Here is a 14,947-nt window from a genome sequence, read left to right as displayed (position 1 = left end):
ATGAGTGACTGTATTGGTGAGACCACTGAAAACCATGGACTCAGAAACACCCGCTGACGGCGAATTCGGGTTACTCACGGCGATTTCGAAACAGAGGGTGAGCGAGTAGTGCCGAACTACGCTCGTTTCGACGACCTTACTGACTTCGCTTCGTTCTACTACACGGAAATCGAGCACGCGATGCGAGACGACCCCGACCTGAACATCGACCCCGACAGCGAAACTCCCACCTATCGATGGCTCAAATCCAACTACTCGGGGTTCGTCGAACGTCTCCGCCGCGACTACGACCTCTCACCCGGGGAGTTCTACGAAGCAGTCGGCATCCCACTCGACGGCGACGATGACGATGACCCGTGGGGATTAGACCACGACCCCACAGTTCGAGCACTCGAAGACTACCTCGAAGAACTCCGCCGCGACCGCGGACGGGCCGAAACAACTGTCGGACCCCGGCGGTCGCGCTTGAAGACCTACGTCACCACCTACGCCGAAGTCAACGAGACGAGTGACCTGCTCTCACCGCTCCTCGACGAACGAGCGAAACCCGACGAAATCGCCCGCGTCCGCGACACGTTCCGCGTGTTGAACGACGAACTGGGGAGCCTCGCGTCGAAGAAGAAGTACGTCTCTGCGGTGAAGAACTGGTACACCTTCCTCGAAGAGATGGGTCGCGGGTTGTACAACCCCGCAGAGAACTTGCTCAATCGCTTCGGGTGGGACGAAGACCCCTTATACGACCATCCCGCGCTCGCGCGCGACGACCTCGAAACACTCCTCTCGGTCGCCGATGCCGACGAGCGATTCTTGTTACTCGCACTCGCCGGGTGGGGACTCCGCCCCGTGGAGGCGTGCGAACTCCACGTCGATCAACTCGTCCTCGACCCGGACGAAGGCGACGTCCCGTACATCGAGTTCGAGGCGGGGACGCGAAAGAACGCTCGTCGGGTGCGGAACACGGTCGAAATCCTCGTCGGCGTCGAAGCTATCGAAGCACGAATCGACACACTCTCAGAAGACGACGCGTGGACCGGGTATCTGCTTCCGGGGCAAACGATATCGCGGCCGATGACGACCCAGACTGCTCGGCGCTGGTTCCGTGACCTCGGTGAACGAGCCGAGATCACGATTGCGGGTTCTCACCCGCTCCCGAAGATGGGGCGGCGAACGTGGTACAGGCTCTACAGACAGCAGCGACCGTCTATCGAAGCGGGAACCGCGGCGGTCGCTTCTGCACAGGGAAGCCGCGATGCGAGTGTCTCAGAACGGAACTATCTGGACGAACGGACGCGACGCCAAGCGCGTGCGGATGCGATGCGCGAACTCGTCCAACAGGAACTCTCGGCTATCTTCGAGACCTACCTCTGAGCGAGCATCCCTCACTTTTCGACATCGACGCCGGTAATCTCGAACCGGGCACCGCCGAGTGAGCCACTGGTCACCGAAACGTCCCAGTCGTGCTCGGCCGCGACCTCACTGACGATGGTCAACCCGAACCCAGTGCCGTCTGAAGCAGTCGTAAAGCCCATCTCGAACACGTTCTGCTGGTCTTCGGGGTCGATTCCATCGCCGTCATCTTCGACGTAGAACCCATTCGGGAGTTCGCCAACAGTAATCGTGACCTGCTCTCCCCCGTGGTCGATAGCGTTCCGAAGCAAGTTTTCGAGTAGTTGTTGGAGGCGACTTCGATTCGCGGTGATGGTTCCCTGTACGTCGGAACGAATCGTTGCGTCCGCGGTATCGACTGTCTCTGCGCAGGCCTGTACGAACCGCCCGAAATCGATGTGCTCCAACTCGCGTTCGTGCTCGTTGTTCCGCGCTAACGTCAGTAAGTCGTCGATGAGCGTCTCCATTCGTCGGTGCGCACGCTGCACCGATTCGACCTCGTCGCTGTCGTAGTCCGCTGCGATGATGTCCATCCATCCGGTGGCGACGCTCAGCGGGTTTCGCAGGTCGTGACTCACGACGCTGACGAACTCTTCGAGTCGCTTGTTCTGTGCTTCGAGTGCTCGCTCGCGTTCCTTTCGCTCGGTGATATCGCGCGAAATCGCAACGAATCGGTCCTCTCCGACGAGGTCGAGTCGCCGAACGTGGACTTCGACCGGCAAGGAGTGACCGCCTCGACATCGATACGAACTCTCGATTCGGCGTTGGTCTCCCACGTCCATCCCCTCCCAGAGCGTTGCGGCCTCCTCGGGACTGAGGGTTTCGTCTAAGTCCCAGACCACCAGGTCGCCGAGGTCGTCTTCGTCGTACCCGGTCTTCTCGAAGAACATCGGATTCGCATCGATGATTTGTCCGTTGCTGTCGTGAACGTTGACCATATCCGGAGAGTTGACGAACAGCGCTTCGAGACGCGCGGAACTCAGTTCGAGTTGTACCTGCCGGTCTCGTCGCTCGGTGATGTCCTGACACATGCTGAAATACGCGATAACCTCGCCCTCGGCATCGGTCACGACGCGGTTGTGCCACTCACAGACGATGACCGTTCCATCTTTCCGGATGTTCTCGTTGACGCTTCGAAAGCCGCCATCGTTCGCCGAAAGTGCGCCAAATACCTCTGCAACCGTCCTATTGCTGTCGGTGGCGACGATAGTCTCTAAATTCTCCCCGCAGAGTTCCTCGCTGGAGTAGCCGAGGATGTCTTCCGCCGTGTTGTTCACGCGGACGATTTCGTACTCCCGGTCGAATTCGAGGAACCCGAACGGTGCGTGGTCGATGATCAACGAGAGGCGATTTTCGCTGGCCTCCAACGCCGTTCGAGCGCGGTACTGTGAGGCGACGTTATTGATTCGATTCGCAAGAACCGAGTACTGACTCGTCCCGCTCTCCTTTTGCAGATAATCGGTCACGCCCGCCGAAATCGCGTCGCTCGCTATCTCCTCGCTTCCCTTTCCAGTAAACAGGATGAACGGAATGTCACGATACCGCTCGCGGACGAATTCGAGAAACTCGATGCCAGTCTCTCCCGGCATGTCGTAATCGCAAAGGATACAGTCGAACGCACGTGCTTCGAGTAGTTCTCTCGCCTCCGTCGTCGTATGGGCCGTCTCGATGCTGAATCGTTCGTCCTCTCGTTTGAGATACACCGACGCTAACTCCGTCAGCGAAGGTTGGTCATCGACGTGGAGGATACGAATCTCCGACGTATCTTGTGAGCGAGCGGAATCGGTAGTCATCTGTAATTGAATTGGTCTACGACCACTTCGTCGGCTACAGACAGGGGTTCCTCAATCGAGATATCGAAGCAGCGTGCGCTGTCTGTTGCGACGAACGGCTACTGGTCGCACCGTTCGAGTGGTGTATCGTCCGATGCAGCGCAGTAGATGGTGCGTATCTGGTAGTACTTCTTCCAGGGTTGGTCCTCTCGAACAAATAGTTGTCGGCGAAACCAGGGTCGAATACGATTACCCAACCGCTCAGCTGGTCGGTTCGAACCGATACGTCAACACCTCGTCGGTGTCGTCCCACTCGAAGTCCCCGGGATGCACACGCTCCATGCGTTCTTTGTACGCTGCCAACGACTCAGACCCCTCTCGGCGCGCGTCCTCGTCGGTGAAGTCACCGAGCGTTCGAGGAGTGACGCTCGTGATGGTGAACGATTTCCCATCGATGCTGAACTCGTCACCTTCGGTGGCGTACCGATTCGACGCACCGCGAGTGAGTTGTGTTATCTTCCCGTTCCGAACTGCTCGCTTCACACGGTTGTTGGGTAACAGGTCGTCGGCGTCGATGTTCGACATACGTACGATGATTGGTCTGAACGACCAAAGAGCCACTGCCGGCGGCGTTACTAGTATCTCTTCGTTGGCTCACTGTGCGAAAAGCGGAAAGGAAGGAAGGAGTGGAGGTGTGCCCAAGGTAACACGGGGACGGGACGGAGGTGACGGACGTATTTAGTAACCCAACTGGTCGCGGATGAGGACCACGGTGGTTCGTCCCTCCTCGACTTCCTGTCTGAAGATGAGTTGCTTCGCAATCATCGATTCGACGCCGTAGGCTTCCTTGGCGCGCTCGTTCTCCAGCGGATAGGCGACCGATTCGAGTCGGTCGAGCGCATCGTCCAGCGTCGGGACGATTTTGTTGATGCCGCTGACGATGACGACGTTACTGGCGGCGAAGGGGTATGCACCGATACGGCTTCCCGAGAGGTCCGCCGCGACGAGTTCACCCGTCTGGGAGATGGCGTTGATTCCACCGAGGAAGTAGTCTGCTGTCTGCGCCTCACGACGGGCGGCCTGTCGTTCCGCATCGTCGTCGATGCTCCAAATCTGGCCGGGAAGGCTCTCCCACTCGTGGTCGCCTTCGCTCAGGTACTCCGTGAAGCCGATCTCTTCGAGCGTCGTCGAGTGGCCGTTCATCACGGAGACGCCACCGGGGATGTGCGACTGAATCGTTTCCAGTGCCGCTTCGGCCGTCTCGACGACGACGACATCGAACCCGTTGGCTTCGAGGTTTTCGACCGCCGCCTCGACAGCTTCGTCGTCAGGAACTTGGTCGAGTTCGGCGTCGATTTCGGCGTCGTCTACGTAGTCGGATTTTTGCTGAGACATGTGTGGATTGGTGGATATTCTCCGGCAGAAGTCCGTAGTGGCTATTGGGAGTTAAGCGCTCGCTGACGGCCACGTCAGGAGGTTACGGTGGTGTCACCACCTCTCAGTGTCGCTTCGTACAGTCGGTTGTCGTCATTCATCCACTCGTCATTCCTCCACGTTGGTTTTGCGTGACTCGAGCGGCGGAATGCGGTGTAGAACTGTGCTGTGTATTCGTGAAGGCCGGCTTTATCAGCCGATTGTGACTATCACGAACACTTACTATATCTGACTGAGTCACCTATTCGATGAAAAACAAAAGGATTGTGGCAGTTACCGCTCTCGTGGTGTTCTTTCTTCTCACAGTTTTCGCTGGGACCGCGAGTGCGCAGGAGTGTAGTATCGACCTGGAAGCACAAGACGAACTCGTCGTCGCGTACAACGACAACGCCGACCAAATTCCTGGTGTGCTTCGCGGGCAACTATCGGGCCAAAGCGTGGACCTTCGGATAGACACGTCCAGTGGTGAACGGCAGTACGCTATCAGGACTGATTCAGAGGGTCGAATCGACAGTTTCCAAGAAGGGCAAGCGGCCGACCCCACGGTCCGTGTCGAAACGTCTGCTTCGACGCTCTGTTCTATCATCGACAGTAACGACCCAGTCACCGCTTCGAGTGCGGCCTACGAGAACGGCGAGATTACTATCTCCGGTGTCGGCGTGGTGAACTCGATAAAAATCGAAGTCGTGAAAGTCGCCACCCGACTGCTCTTTAGCTTCCTTTGAAACCGGGAGTAACAGCGGAGCTATCACCGAGTCTATCCCAGTCGCCGTATCGATGGCGGGGGTTCTCCTTGCAGGCCAGAGAGTGACTGTCTCCCCGAAATACCGGACTCCACGGATGATTCATCCTGTGTCGTCACTACTTGGCTCTGTGTACCACCACGCCCAGAGAATGAGAACTGCCTGAAGCGGAAGTCGAACCCAGAGCGCCACGTCGGCGTGGTCTCGCATGGATTCGGGCACTGCTTCCGGAACGATTCTCTCGGTCGCCATGTAGACGTTCGCAGGGAACACAGCGACGAGGAGACCGATGAGTCCCCACGCAGAGACACGTCGGGTGCGTGGAAACATCACGCCAACGCCGAGGAGGATTTCGGCGACGCCAGAGAGATAGACGAGGTCGAGTTTCCGGGGGAAGAGTGGCGGGACGACCTGTTCGTACAGTTTCGGCGCGAGGAAGTGAGAAATGCCCGCAACGACGTATATCGAACCCATCACGTAGCAGAGTGGTCGCTCGAATCGAGGGAGTCTACTACCGGTCTCTGTGGTCATACGGGTTCGTAAACGACGAGACGAATCAAGAGGGTTTGCCCCGGCGAACGATATATCCCTGCTGACGCCTAACCCCGGCAAAGAATGGTCAACAGCCGTCACGTCGCCACCTCGCTTCTCGTCGGAGTGGTGCTCCTCTCACTCGCCTCGCCACTCGGCGTCGGCCTCGCCGATGCGATTCCGGATGCGCGTGTCGCCGTGACGGATGCGACTGTCACGCCCGCGACACCGACTGCTGGTGCGCCGCTCACCGTCGATGCGACGGTTCGACTCTCTGCAGGAAGCGCATCCGCCGCGACGCTCGACACCGTCGAGATACGCACGACCGACGGCGACGTCGTCGGGTCGGCGACCGGTCTCGGTTCGCTTTCTCCCGGTGAGACGCTCACCGTTCCGGTGACGTTCACCCTCGACTCCGCAGGGGAGTACGAGTTGACTCTCGTCGCGGTCGCGTCTGATTCCAACGACGAGGAGGTGACGGCGACTCGCCCGCTGACGATCGCTGTCGAACAGGGTGTCCCCCAGCTCGAACTGAACGCGCCAACGCTCGTCGTGGACACTGACTCTGCGATTCAGGCAACCGTCTCGAACCCGACGACGGCTCCGATTCGAGACCTCACAGTGACGGTGACGAACCCGAGTGACGGCGAGCAAGTTCGCAGAACCGTCCCGCAGTTGGCGGCGGGTGCTTCGACGACGCTCAACTTCTCGGTCCTGCCCGCGAGCGAAGGGCCGACGAACGTTACGACCCGAATCGACTACACGACGGCGAGCGGAACCGTCTCGAACGCTACCTACGGCGAACAGATACGCGTCGAACCCCTCGCAAACGACGTTGGCGTTCGTATCGGTCCTGCGCAGGATGCTAGTGACAGCGCCAGTGGGAACGCCGGAATCGGCGGCATCGCCGGTCTCCTCAACGGCGGTGGGGGTGCATTACAACAATCCGACAGCGGTGCGGGTGACGGCGCTGGTGAGTCACAGGTCGGTGTGACAGTGACGAACTTCGGAAACGCCGCAATCGAAAACGTCGTCCTCGTCCCCCAGACCGAGAACGGAACTGTGGTGGGCGAAATCGGGCGTTTCGCCGTCGCTGACCGCCTCGGACCCGGTGAATCGGCGACTGTCACCGTGAATCTCGGTAACGCCGAGACGCTGCAATCGCTCCAGTTCGTCGCACAGTACGACCTCGGTGGAGAACGACGCTCGGTCGTAACGGAGTTCGACCGACTCGCCCGCGGTGCCGTCGAACTGACTGATATCAACATCAGCGTCTCCGACGGTGGTGCGGTCCGACTCGGTGGTAATCTCGCCAACGTCGGCAACGGCGAGATAACCGGCGTGGTCGTCAGCGTCCCCGAGAGCGAGCACGCCCAACCGGCCTACCCACAACGGAGTTACTTCGTGGGGACGGTCGCTTCGAGCGAGTTCGCCCCCTTCGAGTTGACCGCTCAGGTCGATAGGGAGAACACCTCGGTCGTCCCCGTCGAGGTCGCCTACACGGTCGGCGACGAACGAACCACCGAGACGACGATGGTCGAACTCCCGGCAGAGCGTCAGTCGTCGGGTAATCCGCTCGCGTCGTCGCTCACGTTCGCAGGCGCAGTCGTCCTCGTCGGTATCGGCGTCTCGCTCTCCATCGGATTCCTCGTCCGCCAGTATCGATGACGTCTGAGTACCCACACCCGAACGCACCAGCAGAGACACCTTCGACAGACGTCGCTGATTCGAGAGCGCTCCGTCCTGCCGACGACAGGAAAGTGCCATCTGATTCACAGCCGCTTCGACTGACTGGTGTCACCAAGCAGTACGCCACTGGCATCGGGACTGTTACTGCGCTCTCGAACGTCGATTTCGGTGTCAACGCGGGCGAAGTCGTCGCTATCGTCGGCCCGTCGGGCTCGGGGAAATCGACGATGCTCAACGTCCTCGGTCTCCTGGACGAACCGACGGCCGGGTCGGTGTTACTTCACGGCGACCCCGTCGCAGGGCTCACCGAACGCGAGCGGACCGACACGAGGCGCGAAACCATCGGATTCGTCTTTCAGGATTTCCACTTGATTCCGTCACTCACGGCTGTCGAAAACGTGCGCCTCCCGACGGCGTTCCTGCCCGGCGATGCGACGCCACGAGCGGTCGATTTACTGACCCGCGTCGGACTCGGCGACCGTCTCGACCACACGCCCAACGAGTTGTCTGGCGGGCAAAAACAGCGCGTCGCTATCGCTCGTTCGCTCATCAACCAGCCTGCCGTACTGCTCGCCGACGAACCGACCGGGAACCTCGACACCGAGACCGGCATCGAAGTTCTCGAAGAGATTCGACGAATCGCTGATACTGGCGTGGGTGTCGTCGCAGTCACACACGACGACCTCGTGACGGAGTTCGCCGACCGGACCGTCGAACTCGTCGATGGAGTGCTCACGGATGCCTAATCTGCCAGATAGCGTCGCACTGCGAGTCCCAGCGATATCGCTCGCGCTCCAGAACCTCTCTCGACAGCGTGCGAGAGCCCTTCTCGCCGCACTCGGAATTATGATCGGCGTCTTCGCTGTCGTCACGCTCGGGACGCTCGGAACCGCACTCCAAGTCGCTGCGACCGACGAATTAGGCGGACTCGGGAATCAGGTTATCGTCAGCCCGGCAGCAGGGTCTAGCGACCAGTTGAACAGTCGAGACCTGCAGTCTATCGAGCGCGCAGCGGCGGGCCGTGGGTCTGTTATTCCACTGGAATCGACCGGTGCAACGGTGCGTGCGACCGGCGGCCAAACCTTCGCGCAGGTGTACGGCACGACAGACCCGAAGGCGCTCTTCGGGAGTGCTCCCGGCGTCCCGAGTTACCATCGACAGGGCGCACTCGTCGGGCCAGATGTCGCTTCGGCACTCGACCTGCGGGTCGGCTCGCAAATCACCGTCGAGTCGAACACGTACCGCGTCGTTGCCGTCCTCCCCGACCAATCTTCGATTACGCCGCTGCAACCCGACTCCGCGGTCGTCTTACCTCCCGACGAGTTCGTCGTGAGCGGGTACTCACAAGTCGTCGTCCAAGCGGACTCGGGACCGGATGCAACGGCCATAGCCGAGAAGATTCGTGAGACGCTCAACACCCGACAAGACCGCGTTTCGGTCTTCTCGCTCACCGACGTGCTCACGCAAATCGAGGAGTTCTTCGGCCTGTTGAACGGCTTCTTGCTCGCAATTGCCGGCGTCTCGCTCGTCGTCGCCGGCGTCTCGATTTTCAACGTGATGCTCATGACTATCTCCGAGCGCCGTGGTGAAATCGGAGTCCTTCGAGCCGTGGGAATCCACCGTGACGAGGTGCTCTGGACGCTCTTGTTCGAATCGACGCTTCTCGGTGCTGGCGGTGGCGGGCTCGGAGCAGTGCTCGGTGTGGCGACCGTCGTCGGAATCGCACTCAGTACGGAGTTACCGCTGGATGCCGTCCTCGTGCCGACGAACGCGCTCATCGTCCTCGGTGGCTTTGTATTCGGTGCGCTCGTCGCGCTCGTCGGTGGGCTGTACCCGGCGTACCGGGCGGCGTGGGAGCCGCCCGTGGAGTCGCTGCGGGGGTGAGCGAAGTTGACTACTCGACGGACTTCCAGCTCACAACAATTTTTTCGGACTACCTATTGCCGTACTCGGCTGTGTGGCCTCACGAGGACCGCGTAAGGTCGAGTTCGCTTCTGTCTGCTCCTGCCATGGGAAACTCAATCTTCGAACAGTAAACGGTTTAGTATTCTTCAAGAAATCGGTGACAGATACCGTGAGCGACGGAACATACAACCAAACGTCTCGAACTGAGGCAGTGGGCCTGTTAACTGGGTTTTTCATACTCTCGGTAGCAGCCGCAGCGTACGAAATCGCACCGGCGAGCGTCTTCCCCGTCATTCAAGAGTCGCTTGGAATTGGTGGAAGCACCGCCGGATTGCTCGTGAGTATCATGTACGCGACTGCGGTCCTCACTAGCATCCCTGTCGGTATCGTCCTCGACCGTTTCTCCGTTCGCCGGGTAGTCTTCTTCGGCGCTGTCGCACTCTCCGTTGCAGGTGTCTGGGGTTGGTACGCGGCCAGTGCTGGGGCGTATCTGTCGCTGCTCGCCTCGCGTATACTTGGCGGTCTCGCGTACGTGATCTTCTGGAATGCAGGTGCGAACGCCGTCGGGAGTGCCGTTACGCCTCGATACCGGGCGACTGCAGTGGGTGTGTTCACTGCGAGTGCTCCAGTCGGATTCGCACTCGGTCAGTTTGGTAGTCCGCTCATCGAAGATGCAGCCGGGTGGCCGGCGGTCTTCCCCTTGTTTGCCGCTCTCTGCGTCGTCGGCATCGCTATCTTCTTGCTTGCGACCCGTAGACACGTTCCTGGTGTCGATGCCGCTGCCCCCGACAGGAGAGCACTGCGCGAACTGTTTACCAGTCAGGCGGTCTGGATCGTTTGTGTCCTCTGTTTTCTGGCCTACTCGCTGTATCTGTTCGTCAACACGTGGCTTCCGAGCTACCTCGTCGATACATTCGACATTTCGTTAGCGGCGAGCGGCTTATTGACCGCGCTTTTCCCAGCAATTGGCGCTGTTGCACGGTCCAGTAGTGGGTTTATCTCTGACAGAGTGTTTAGCGGAAAACGCCGCCCAGTCATCCTCTCGTCGTTTGCCATCACTACCCCGGGCATCGTCGCGTTCGTGTTCGTCTCGCAGCTCGGATTCGTGATCGGAACGGTGGTCGTCGTCGGCTTCGTCATCCAGCTCATCAATGGTCTCATCTTTTCTTATATCGCCGAGCTTGTAGCACCCCCCGTTCGGACCACAGCCGTCTCCCTGTTGACGAGTATTGGCCTGCTCGGCGCGTTTGTCTCTCCCATCGCAGCCGGCGCAATTATCGACTTGGCGGGGTATCAGCTTGCGTTCTTCGCCGCTGGAGGCGTCGCCCTCGTGGGTGTTCTCTTGGCGTTGCGTGCACCCGAACCAGGTGGAGAATTCCGAGGGTCCGATTCACATTCGTAGCTGTCCAACCTCTGAAAAGAGCGTCTCCTCAGGCTGTGCGGATGGTGCTCTTCAACGTATATCCCTCCGTTTCCCCCGAGGCCGTCGAACATCGAAGGGTAGCCCTTGAGGTTGGTTACGACGAAATACTCGACCTCTAGGCGAGCCAGACGACACCTCGTTTCACATCGAGATTGCTTCAAGCCAATCATAGGGGGGTTAACATACGAGCAGAGAGACTTCGCCACTGTTGGACGTCGAGACACACCGAGTGCTCGTGTCTGTCGGGCTTGTGTTTGTCAGGATACTCTCGCGTAGGTGGAAATACGAGAGTGAGTAAATGACATGACACAAAGTAATAAATCGAATTCTATCAAAGATATCGTAAAGGCTCTAACAGGTCTACGTCCTCGGATTTTTAGAATGCTGTGTCTTGCTCGAAGACGTGTAATCCTCCTATCTTGTAGCGTGGAACTATCCATTTGAGCAGGTGCAAATAATCCACTCGAAAGCTGGTGTGCGTCGCAATTGCTGAGTCTCTCTGAGGATCGATTGGAATTCATTACCCATGCTTCACTTTAAAAAATATTACTTCCAATCATCACCGAGTTATGACACTATGTTGCAGTATCCATATATCGAATATTGCTATACAAAAATTCTGCCTCTGAAGGCTCCAACCCGAGGGTTGAGTTAACACTCGAATAGACGGGCCGATTCTATCTCCTCGCCTCTCGGGTCGAATAAAGGACGCAACACTGCGTATTCGCCGAAGCGGTGAATTGACCGGTAGTCCGATGGACAAACGATGAAAGAATCGACGGACGAGCGGCCTCCCGGAACGAGGTTCGGGTACGTGAGCTACAATCCGCTCGTAGTATCCATCCCGCCTGTTTCGCTCATCGTCTCGGTTTGCTCTTCGGCTTTCGACTGGTTCGTCTTGCTGCGTCGTCGAATCAGGAAGACGAGGACGGCCCCCACGAACAGCAACCGCATCGGCGACATCCACCCACTCGACCGATTCGATTTCTGAGAGTCACCTCCCTGTATGGAGTGACGGTCACTGCGCTCTTCTGCCAGTGCCTCGCGGGCACCTTCCTTGGCGGCCGTTTTGATATCTTCTCGGGGCACGCGCATCGACGACGCCCGATTCTGACCAGTCGAGGATTCTCGCATTCCGTTCGAGATTTGGTCGCGCACGAGCTTCTTGACGATCGATGTGGTCGTGAGCATCGTGGAAAACGACACTGTCCGGTCAGGAAGAGATTGGCCCTGCAAGTGCAGGCCATGGCCACCGAGAGCTTCGACGACGAGGGGGGCACCCGAGGACTCAACACCGTGTCCCCGTCAGGGTTCGTCTCCAGACGGCCGTTCCCGTTTCGTCGCTCGTCCGCACTAACACGTCCATCCGCTCGAATCGTTCGAGGGCGGCCAGTGCGGCCCGCTCCGAGACGTTCAGTGCACTGACGATAGCGGGAAGCGTTCGCGGGTCGTGGTCGGTGAACTGGTCAGCCACCGTAATCAGCAGTGGGTGGTCCGCCGTTGAAGTTGTCATTGGTTACGGTGGTGCTTTCCCATCGTTGAGCATAGCTCGACTGCTTGCAAAAGAACCGCTTTATCCAGGGCGCGTTCGCCGAGGCAATTCGAGAACCCCTCGTTCGAGGAGCGATGAGGTGGCTACACGGGTTCTTCTACGGGTAACTGGTCAACCTGACGGTGCACGGTTGTCGGCGACTCGGTCGCATCGAGTCGTGGTCGGCCGTAGTGGAACCGTTCGCCCTGATCGGCGATGGTGTGTTCTAAGAGCGAACGGACGGCACGCCGCAATCGCTCTGAAACCGCTTGGTGGGAGACGTCGAGCGATTTGGCGAGTTCTTCCAGGTTCGTCTCTCGGGGAATCGAATAGTAGCCACACTCCAACGCGGTTCGGAGTGTCTCAGCCTGCACGCTCGACAGTCCTAACTGTCGCATGTCGTTGACGTGGCCTATCTCCATGAGCTGGGTTATGTCGAACTGTACGTCGTTCGATTCACAGCCTTCAGCGAACTGTCTGAGGGTGCACCGGTCCGGCAGGTACGCCTGTAGTACCCACCCACAGACCTCGCGCTCGGCCGAGAGAAACACTCCTTTCCCATCGACCCATCGGTCGAACTCGAAGGTCGAACTCGCTCGTTCGGTGAGTCGCACCCGATACAGTCTCCGCGGTCCGACCCCATCGATGGGAACCCACCGCGAGACTGTCTCGTCGGTATCGAGGTGGGCTTCGAACGCGTCCAACTCTCCCCCCAGACATCTGAGTGTGATGTCGAGTACGCCGTCGGCGGACGTGGTCTGTTGTTCCACGCTGAGCGTCACGTCCGGGGACCGGTCGATGCTCTGCTTCAACACCGGTGAGTCGATACAAATGCCGACGTAGAGCGTCATTGGTTTCCCACCCCTCGTCGAAGGGGACGATGTGAGCGTTCACGAGACGACTCGGACCGATCCGCGGGAGCATGGACAGTTCTCTGAACCTCGTTCGGGTCGAATTCCATGTGGTGGTTGTAACTACACTATCATATCATGGCTGCGCCTAAAGGATTAGCCTCGGCGGGACCGCAGAAGCGGTGCGTTTATCGTTGATATTGCTACGAACAGACGGTTTACAGCGCCGTGTGACCGTGGTGACGCGTTCGTCGAATTCCCTCAACGGAGTTCGAGAAGCGTTGGTTTAACGAAGGGAGTCGGTTCGCTTCGAAGTTGACAGTCGTCGATGGCACGGCGCACTGGAGACAGGTTTGTGCCGCAGGTCATGTACGAAATTCAGCACAGAGTGGTCGGGAAGCTACACGCCGCCGGACTGTTGGGCGACCCGAGTGCCGCCACCTCAGGTGGTGACATCCTCAGGCTCGCGGTCTGTCGGGTCGTTACCGTAGTAGAGAGCGAGCGCTCCAATGCCGGCGAGTAACGCCACTATCAACGTCCAGAACGCCGAGAACGCCCAGACGTTGACCGCGAAGAGGTCGATTACGAACAACAGTCCGAGGATGACGAATCCGGCCGCCGATAGCCAGCCGAACCATCCGAAGCTGTGCTTTGACATTGCACTTGTAGCGAGGGCCTGCGGGACCAAATGAAACCGCCTTGCTTTCGCAGGTAGTTTCGAGCCTCGGAGTGTGGACCACTTCGGTCGGTGTTACGCCTAGTGTCTCACCGGTTCGACGGTGTCATCGGTCGGTCGCCTCGTTGTGCATTTCTTCGATGGTCTTCTCGACGCTGGGCATCCCACCGCCCGGCTGATAGCCGAAGGAGAACTCACTCTTGCCGTCGAAGGACTCACCGCTCGTCCACGGCATCTCGGGGTCTTCGTGTCGTTCGCGGAAGGTGGACATGAAGGTGTAGTTGTACTCCTGGTTCTCTTTCTCTTGGGGGAAACTCGCAGGGACGGGCACGTGGTCTTCGAGGGCTTCGAGCACCGCGAGCCACTGATTTTGATGCATCGTGTCACGAGCGATGAGGTACGAGAGCATATCCTTCATCCCGGCGTCGTCGGTCATCTCGTATAGTCGCGTCGCCAACAGTCGCCCCGTCGATTCAGCCATGACGTTCGCGTACATATCGGCGGCGAGATTACCACTCGCAACGACGTAGTTTCCGCTAAAGGGAACGCCGTTGCTATCGACTGGCATCGCGTGCAGGCCGGCCGACAGTGCCTGTCTGGGTTGCCCCCCGCGCATCATCGCGTCGATGACCGCGTCGTTCTCGCGTGCCTCCTCGCGGAGGTGCTCGGGCGCACCTTCGAGATTTTTCGTCACCGCCGTCGCAAGCATCTCGATGTGCCCGAGTTCTTCGGCGGCCGTCTCCATGAGGAGGTGCCGATACTCGGGCTTGTCGGACGGGACGGCGAAGGACTGAAACATATACTGGAGAGCGACGCGCATCTCTCCTTCGACCCCACCGATGGCCTGCTGGAGCATCTTTGCGAAGTAGGGATTCGGTTCTTCGACTTCGACTTCGTACTGCAGTTCTGGCTCGTGGTAAAACATTCGTATCCCACCTTATCGACGGTAGATGCTCACAAAGCAGTGCGGCTTTCATGTGCAACTCGCCGTTGCGAACCGTGAGAG

Annotated in this window: 15 protein-coding genes; 6 read left to right on the top strand and 9 right to left on the bottom strand. The window is 59.0% G+C overall.

Annotated features, from left to right (window positions below):
• The first annotated feature begins 108 nt into the window (after window positions 1-108).
• The gene (locus ACFQJC_RS06840; protein ID WP_390222566.1) at window positions 109-1,368 is read left to right on the top strand and encodes a tyrosine-type recombinase/integrase; all 1,260 of its coding nucleotides are present in this window, start codon (window positions 109-111) and stop codon (window positions 1,366-1,368) included.
• An 11-nt stretch (window positions 1,369-1,379) separates the two neighbouring features.
• Here ACFQJC_RS06840 and ACFQJC_RS06835 read toward each other — a convergent pair whose 3' ends face one another.
• From ACFQJC_RS06835 to ACFQJC_RS06825, 3 genes are all read right to left on the bottom strand, one after another.
• Window positions 1,380-3,179, bottom strand: coding sequence for a PAS domain S-box protein (locus ACFQJC_RS06835; RefSeq protein ID WP_390222565.1), 1,800 nt, complete (start codon window positions 3,177-3,179; stop codon window positions 1,380-1,382).
• A 240-nt stretch (window positions 3,180-3,419) separates the two neighbouring features.
• Window positions 3,420-3,743: an ASCH domain-containing protein gene (locus tag ACFQJC_RS06830; protein ID WP_390222564.1), complete on the bottom strand. Its 324-nt coding sequence runs from the start codon at window positions 3,741-3,743 to the stop codon at window positions 3,420-3,422.
• A 153-nt stretch (window positions 3,744-3,896) separates the two neighbouring features.
• Window positions 3,897-4,553: a lactate utilization protein gene (locus ACFQJC_RS06825; protein WP_390222563.1), complete on the bottom strand. Its 657-nt coding sequence runs from the start codon at window positions 4,551-4,553 to the stop codon at window positions 3,897-3,899.
• 305 nt (window positions 4,554-4,858) lie between these two features.
• On the opposite strand from ACFQJC_RS06825, the gene ACFQJC_RS06820 reads away from it, so the two are divergent.
• On the top strand, window positions 4,859-5,317 hold the full coding sequence (locus ACFQJC_RS06820) for a hypothetical protein (protein ID WP_390222562.1): 459 nt from the start codon (window positions 4,859-4,861) through the stop codon (window positions 5,315-5,317).
• Between the two features lie 120 nt (window positions 5,318-5,437).
• Here the strand turns inward: ACFQJC_RS06820 and ACFQJC_RS06815 are convergent, their stop codons facing one another.
• Window positions 5,438-5,866 (bottom strand): DoxX family protein, encoded by a 429-nt coding sequence (locus ACFQJC_RS06815; RefSeq protein WP_390222561.1) that lies wholly within the window; start codon window positions 5,864-5,866, stop codon window positions 5,438-5,440.
• A gap of 84 nt (window positions 5,867-5,950) precedes the next feature.
• Between ACFQJC_RS06815 and ACFQJC_RS06810 the strand changes: the two genes are divergently transcribed.
• The 4 genes from ACFQJC_RS06810 to ACFQJC_RS06795 all read left to right on the top strand — a co-directional run bounded on the left by ACFQJC_RS06810 (window position 5,951) and on the right by ACFQJC_RS06795 (window position 10,862).
• Window positions 5,951-7,534 (top strand): CARDB domain-containing protein, encoded by a 1,584-nt coding sequence (locus ACFQJC_RS06810; RefSeq protein ID WP_390222560.1) that lies wholly within the window; start codon window positions 5,951-5,953, stop codon window positions 7,532-7,534.
• The gene (locus tag ACFQJC_RS06805) at window positions 7,531-8,301 is read left to right on the top strand and encodes an ABC transporter ATP-binding protein (RefSeq protein WP_390222559.1); all 771 of its coding nucleotides are present in this window, start codon (window positions 7,531-7,533) and stop codon (window positions 8,299-8,301) included. The genes ACFQJC_RS06810 and ACFQJC_RS06805 overlap by 4 nt, the downstream gene beginning before the upstream one ends.
• Window positions 8,294-9,439, top strand: coding sequence for an ABC transporter permease (locus ACFQJC_RS06800; protein WP_390222558.1), 1,146 nt, complete (start codon window positions 8,294-8,296; stop codon window positions 9,437-9,439). The genes ACFQJC_RS06805 and ACFQJC_RS06800 overlap by 8 nt, the downstream gene beginning before the upstream one ends.
• 190 nt (window positions 9,440-9,629) lie before the next feature.
• The gene (locus ACFQJC_RS06795; protein WP_390222691.1) at window positions 9,630-10,862 is read left to right on the top strand and encodes an MFS transporter; all 1,233 of its coding nucleotides are present in this window, start codon (window positions 9,630-9,632) and stop codon (window positions 10,860-10,862) included.
• Window positions 10,863-11,702: 840 nt separating this feature from the next.
• On the opposite strand, the gene ACFQJC_RS06790 is transcribed toward ACFQJC_RS06795, so the two are convergent.
• The 5 genes from ACFQJC_RS06790 to ACFQJC_RS06770 form a co-directional block, all read right to left on the bottom strand.
• On the bottom strand, window positions 11,703-12,074 hold the full coding sequence (locus tag ACFQJC_RS06790; RefSeq protein ID WP_390222557.1) for a hypothetical protein: 372 nt from the start codon (window positions 12,072-12,074) through the stop codon (window positions 11,703-11,705).
• Between the two features lie 97 nt (window positions 12,075-12,171).
• Window positions 12,172-12,396, bottom strand: coding sequence for a hypothetical protein (locus tag ACFQJC_RS06785; RefSeq protein ID WP_390222556.1), 225 nt, complete (start codon window positions 12,394-12,396; stop codon window positions 12,172-12,174).
• A gap of 122 nt (window positions 12,397-12,518) precedes the next feature.
• Window positions 12,519-13,265 carry a helix-turn-helix domain-containing protein gene (locus tag ACFQJC_RS06780; protein ID WP_390222555.1) on the bottom strand — a complete coding sequence of 249 codons (747 nt, stop codon included), beginning with the start codon at window positions 13,263-13,265 and terminating at the stop codon, window positions 12,519-12,521.
• A gap of 442 nt (window positions 13,266-13,707) precedes the next feature.
• Window positions 13,708-13,923, bottom strand: coding sequence for a hypothetical protein (locus tag ACFQJC_RS06775; protein WP_390222554.1), 216 nt, complete (start codon window positions 13,921-13,923; stop codon window positions 13,708-13,710).
• A gap of 124 nt (window positions 13,924-14,047) precedes the next feature.
• Window positions 14,048-14,866, bottom strand: a complete 819-nt coding sequence (locus ACFQJC_RS06770; RefSeq protein ID WP_390222553.1) for a manganese catalase family protein — start codon at window positions 14,864-14,866, stop codon at window positions 14,048-14,050.
• Window positions 14,867-14,947 lie beyond the last annotated feature (81 nt).

The organism is Haloferax namakaokahaiae (genome assembly GCF_042663225.1).
GTDB lineage: Archaea > Halobacteriota > Halobacteria > Halobacteriales > Haloferacaceae > Haloferax > Haloferax namakaokahaiae.
Note: the sequence above shows the minus strand (reverse complement) of the source record. Positions and strands in the feature narration are given on the sequence as shown.

What these genes read in the sequence shown, in the direction of transcription:
- ACFQJC_RS06835 (WP_390222565.1), bottom strand. Translation starts at nt 3,179, where the DNA reads ATGACTACCGATTCCGCTCGCTCACAAGATACGTCGGAGATTCGTATC.
- ACFQJC_RS06830 (WP_390222564.1), bottom strand. Translation starts at nt 3,743, where the DNA reads ATGTCGAACATCGACGCCGACGACCTGTTACCCAACAACCGTGTGAAG.
- ACFQJC_RS06825 (WP_390222563.1), bottom strand. Translation starts at nt 4,553, where the DNA reads ATGTCTCAGCAAAAATCCGACTACGTAGACGACGCCGAAATCGACGCC.
- ACFQJC_RS06815 (WP_390222561.1), bottom strand. Translation starts at nt 5,866, where the DNA reads ATGACCACAGAGACCGGTAGTAGACTCCCTCGATTCGAGCGACCACTC.
- ACFQJC_RS06810 (WP_390222560.1), top strand. Translation starts at nt 5,951, where the DNA reads ATGGTCAACAGCCGTCACGTCGCCACCTCGCTTCTCGTCGGAGTGGTG.
- ACFQJC_RS06805 (WP_390222559.1), top strand. Translation starts at nt 7,531, where the DNA reads ATGACGTCTGAGTACCCACACCCGAACGCACCAGCAGAGACACCTTCG.
- ACFQJC_RS06800 (WP_390222558.1), top strand. Translation starts at nt 8,294, where the DNA reads ATGCCTAATCTGCCAGATAGCGTCGCACTGCGAGTCCCAGCGATATCG.
- ACFQJC_RS06790 (WP_390222557.1), bottom strand. Translation starts at nt 12,074, where the DNA reads ATGCTCACGACCACATCGATCGTCAAGAAGCTCGTGCGCGACCAAATC.
- ACFQJC_RS06785 (WP_390222556.1), bottom strand. Translation starts at nt 12,396, where the DNA reads ATGACAACTTCAACGGCGGACCACCCACTGCTGATTACGGTGGCTGAC.
- ACFQJC_RS06780 (WP_390222555.1), bottom strand. Translation starts at nt 13,265, where the DNA reads ATGACGCTCTACGTCGGCATTTGTATCGACTCACCGGTGTTGAAGCAG.
- ACFQJC_RS06775 (WP_390222554.1), bottom strand. Translation starts at nt 13,923, where the DNA reads ATGTCAAAGCACAGCTTCGGATGGTTCGGCTGGCTATCGGCGGCCGGA.
- ACFQJC_RS06770 (WP_390222553.1), bottom strand. Translation starts at nt 14,866, where the DNA reads ATGTTTTACCACGAGCCAGAACTGCAGTACGAAGTCGAAGTCGAAGAA.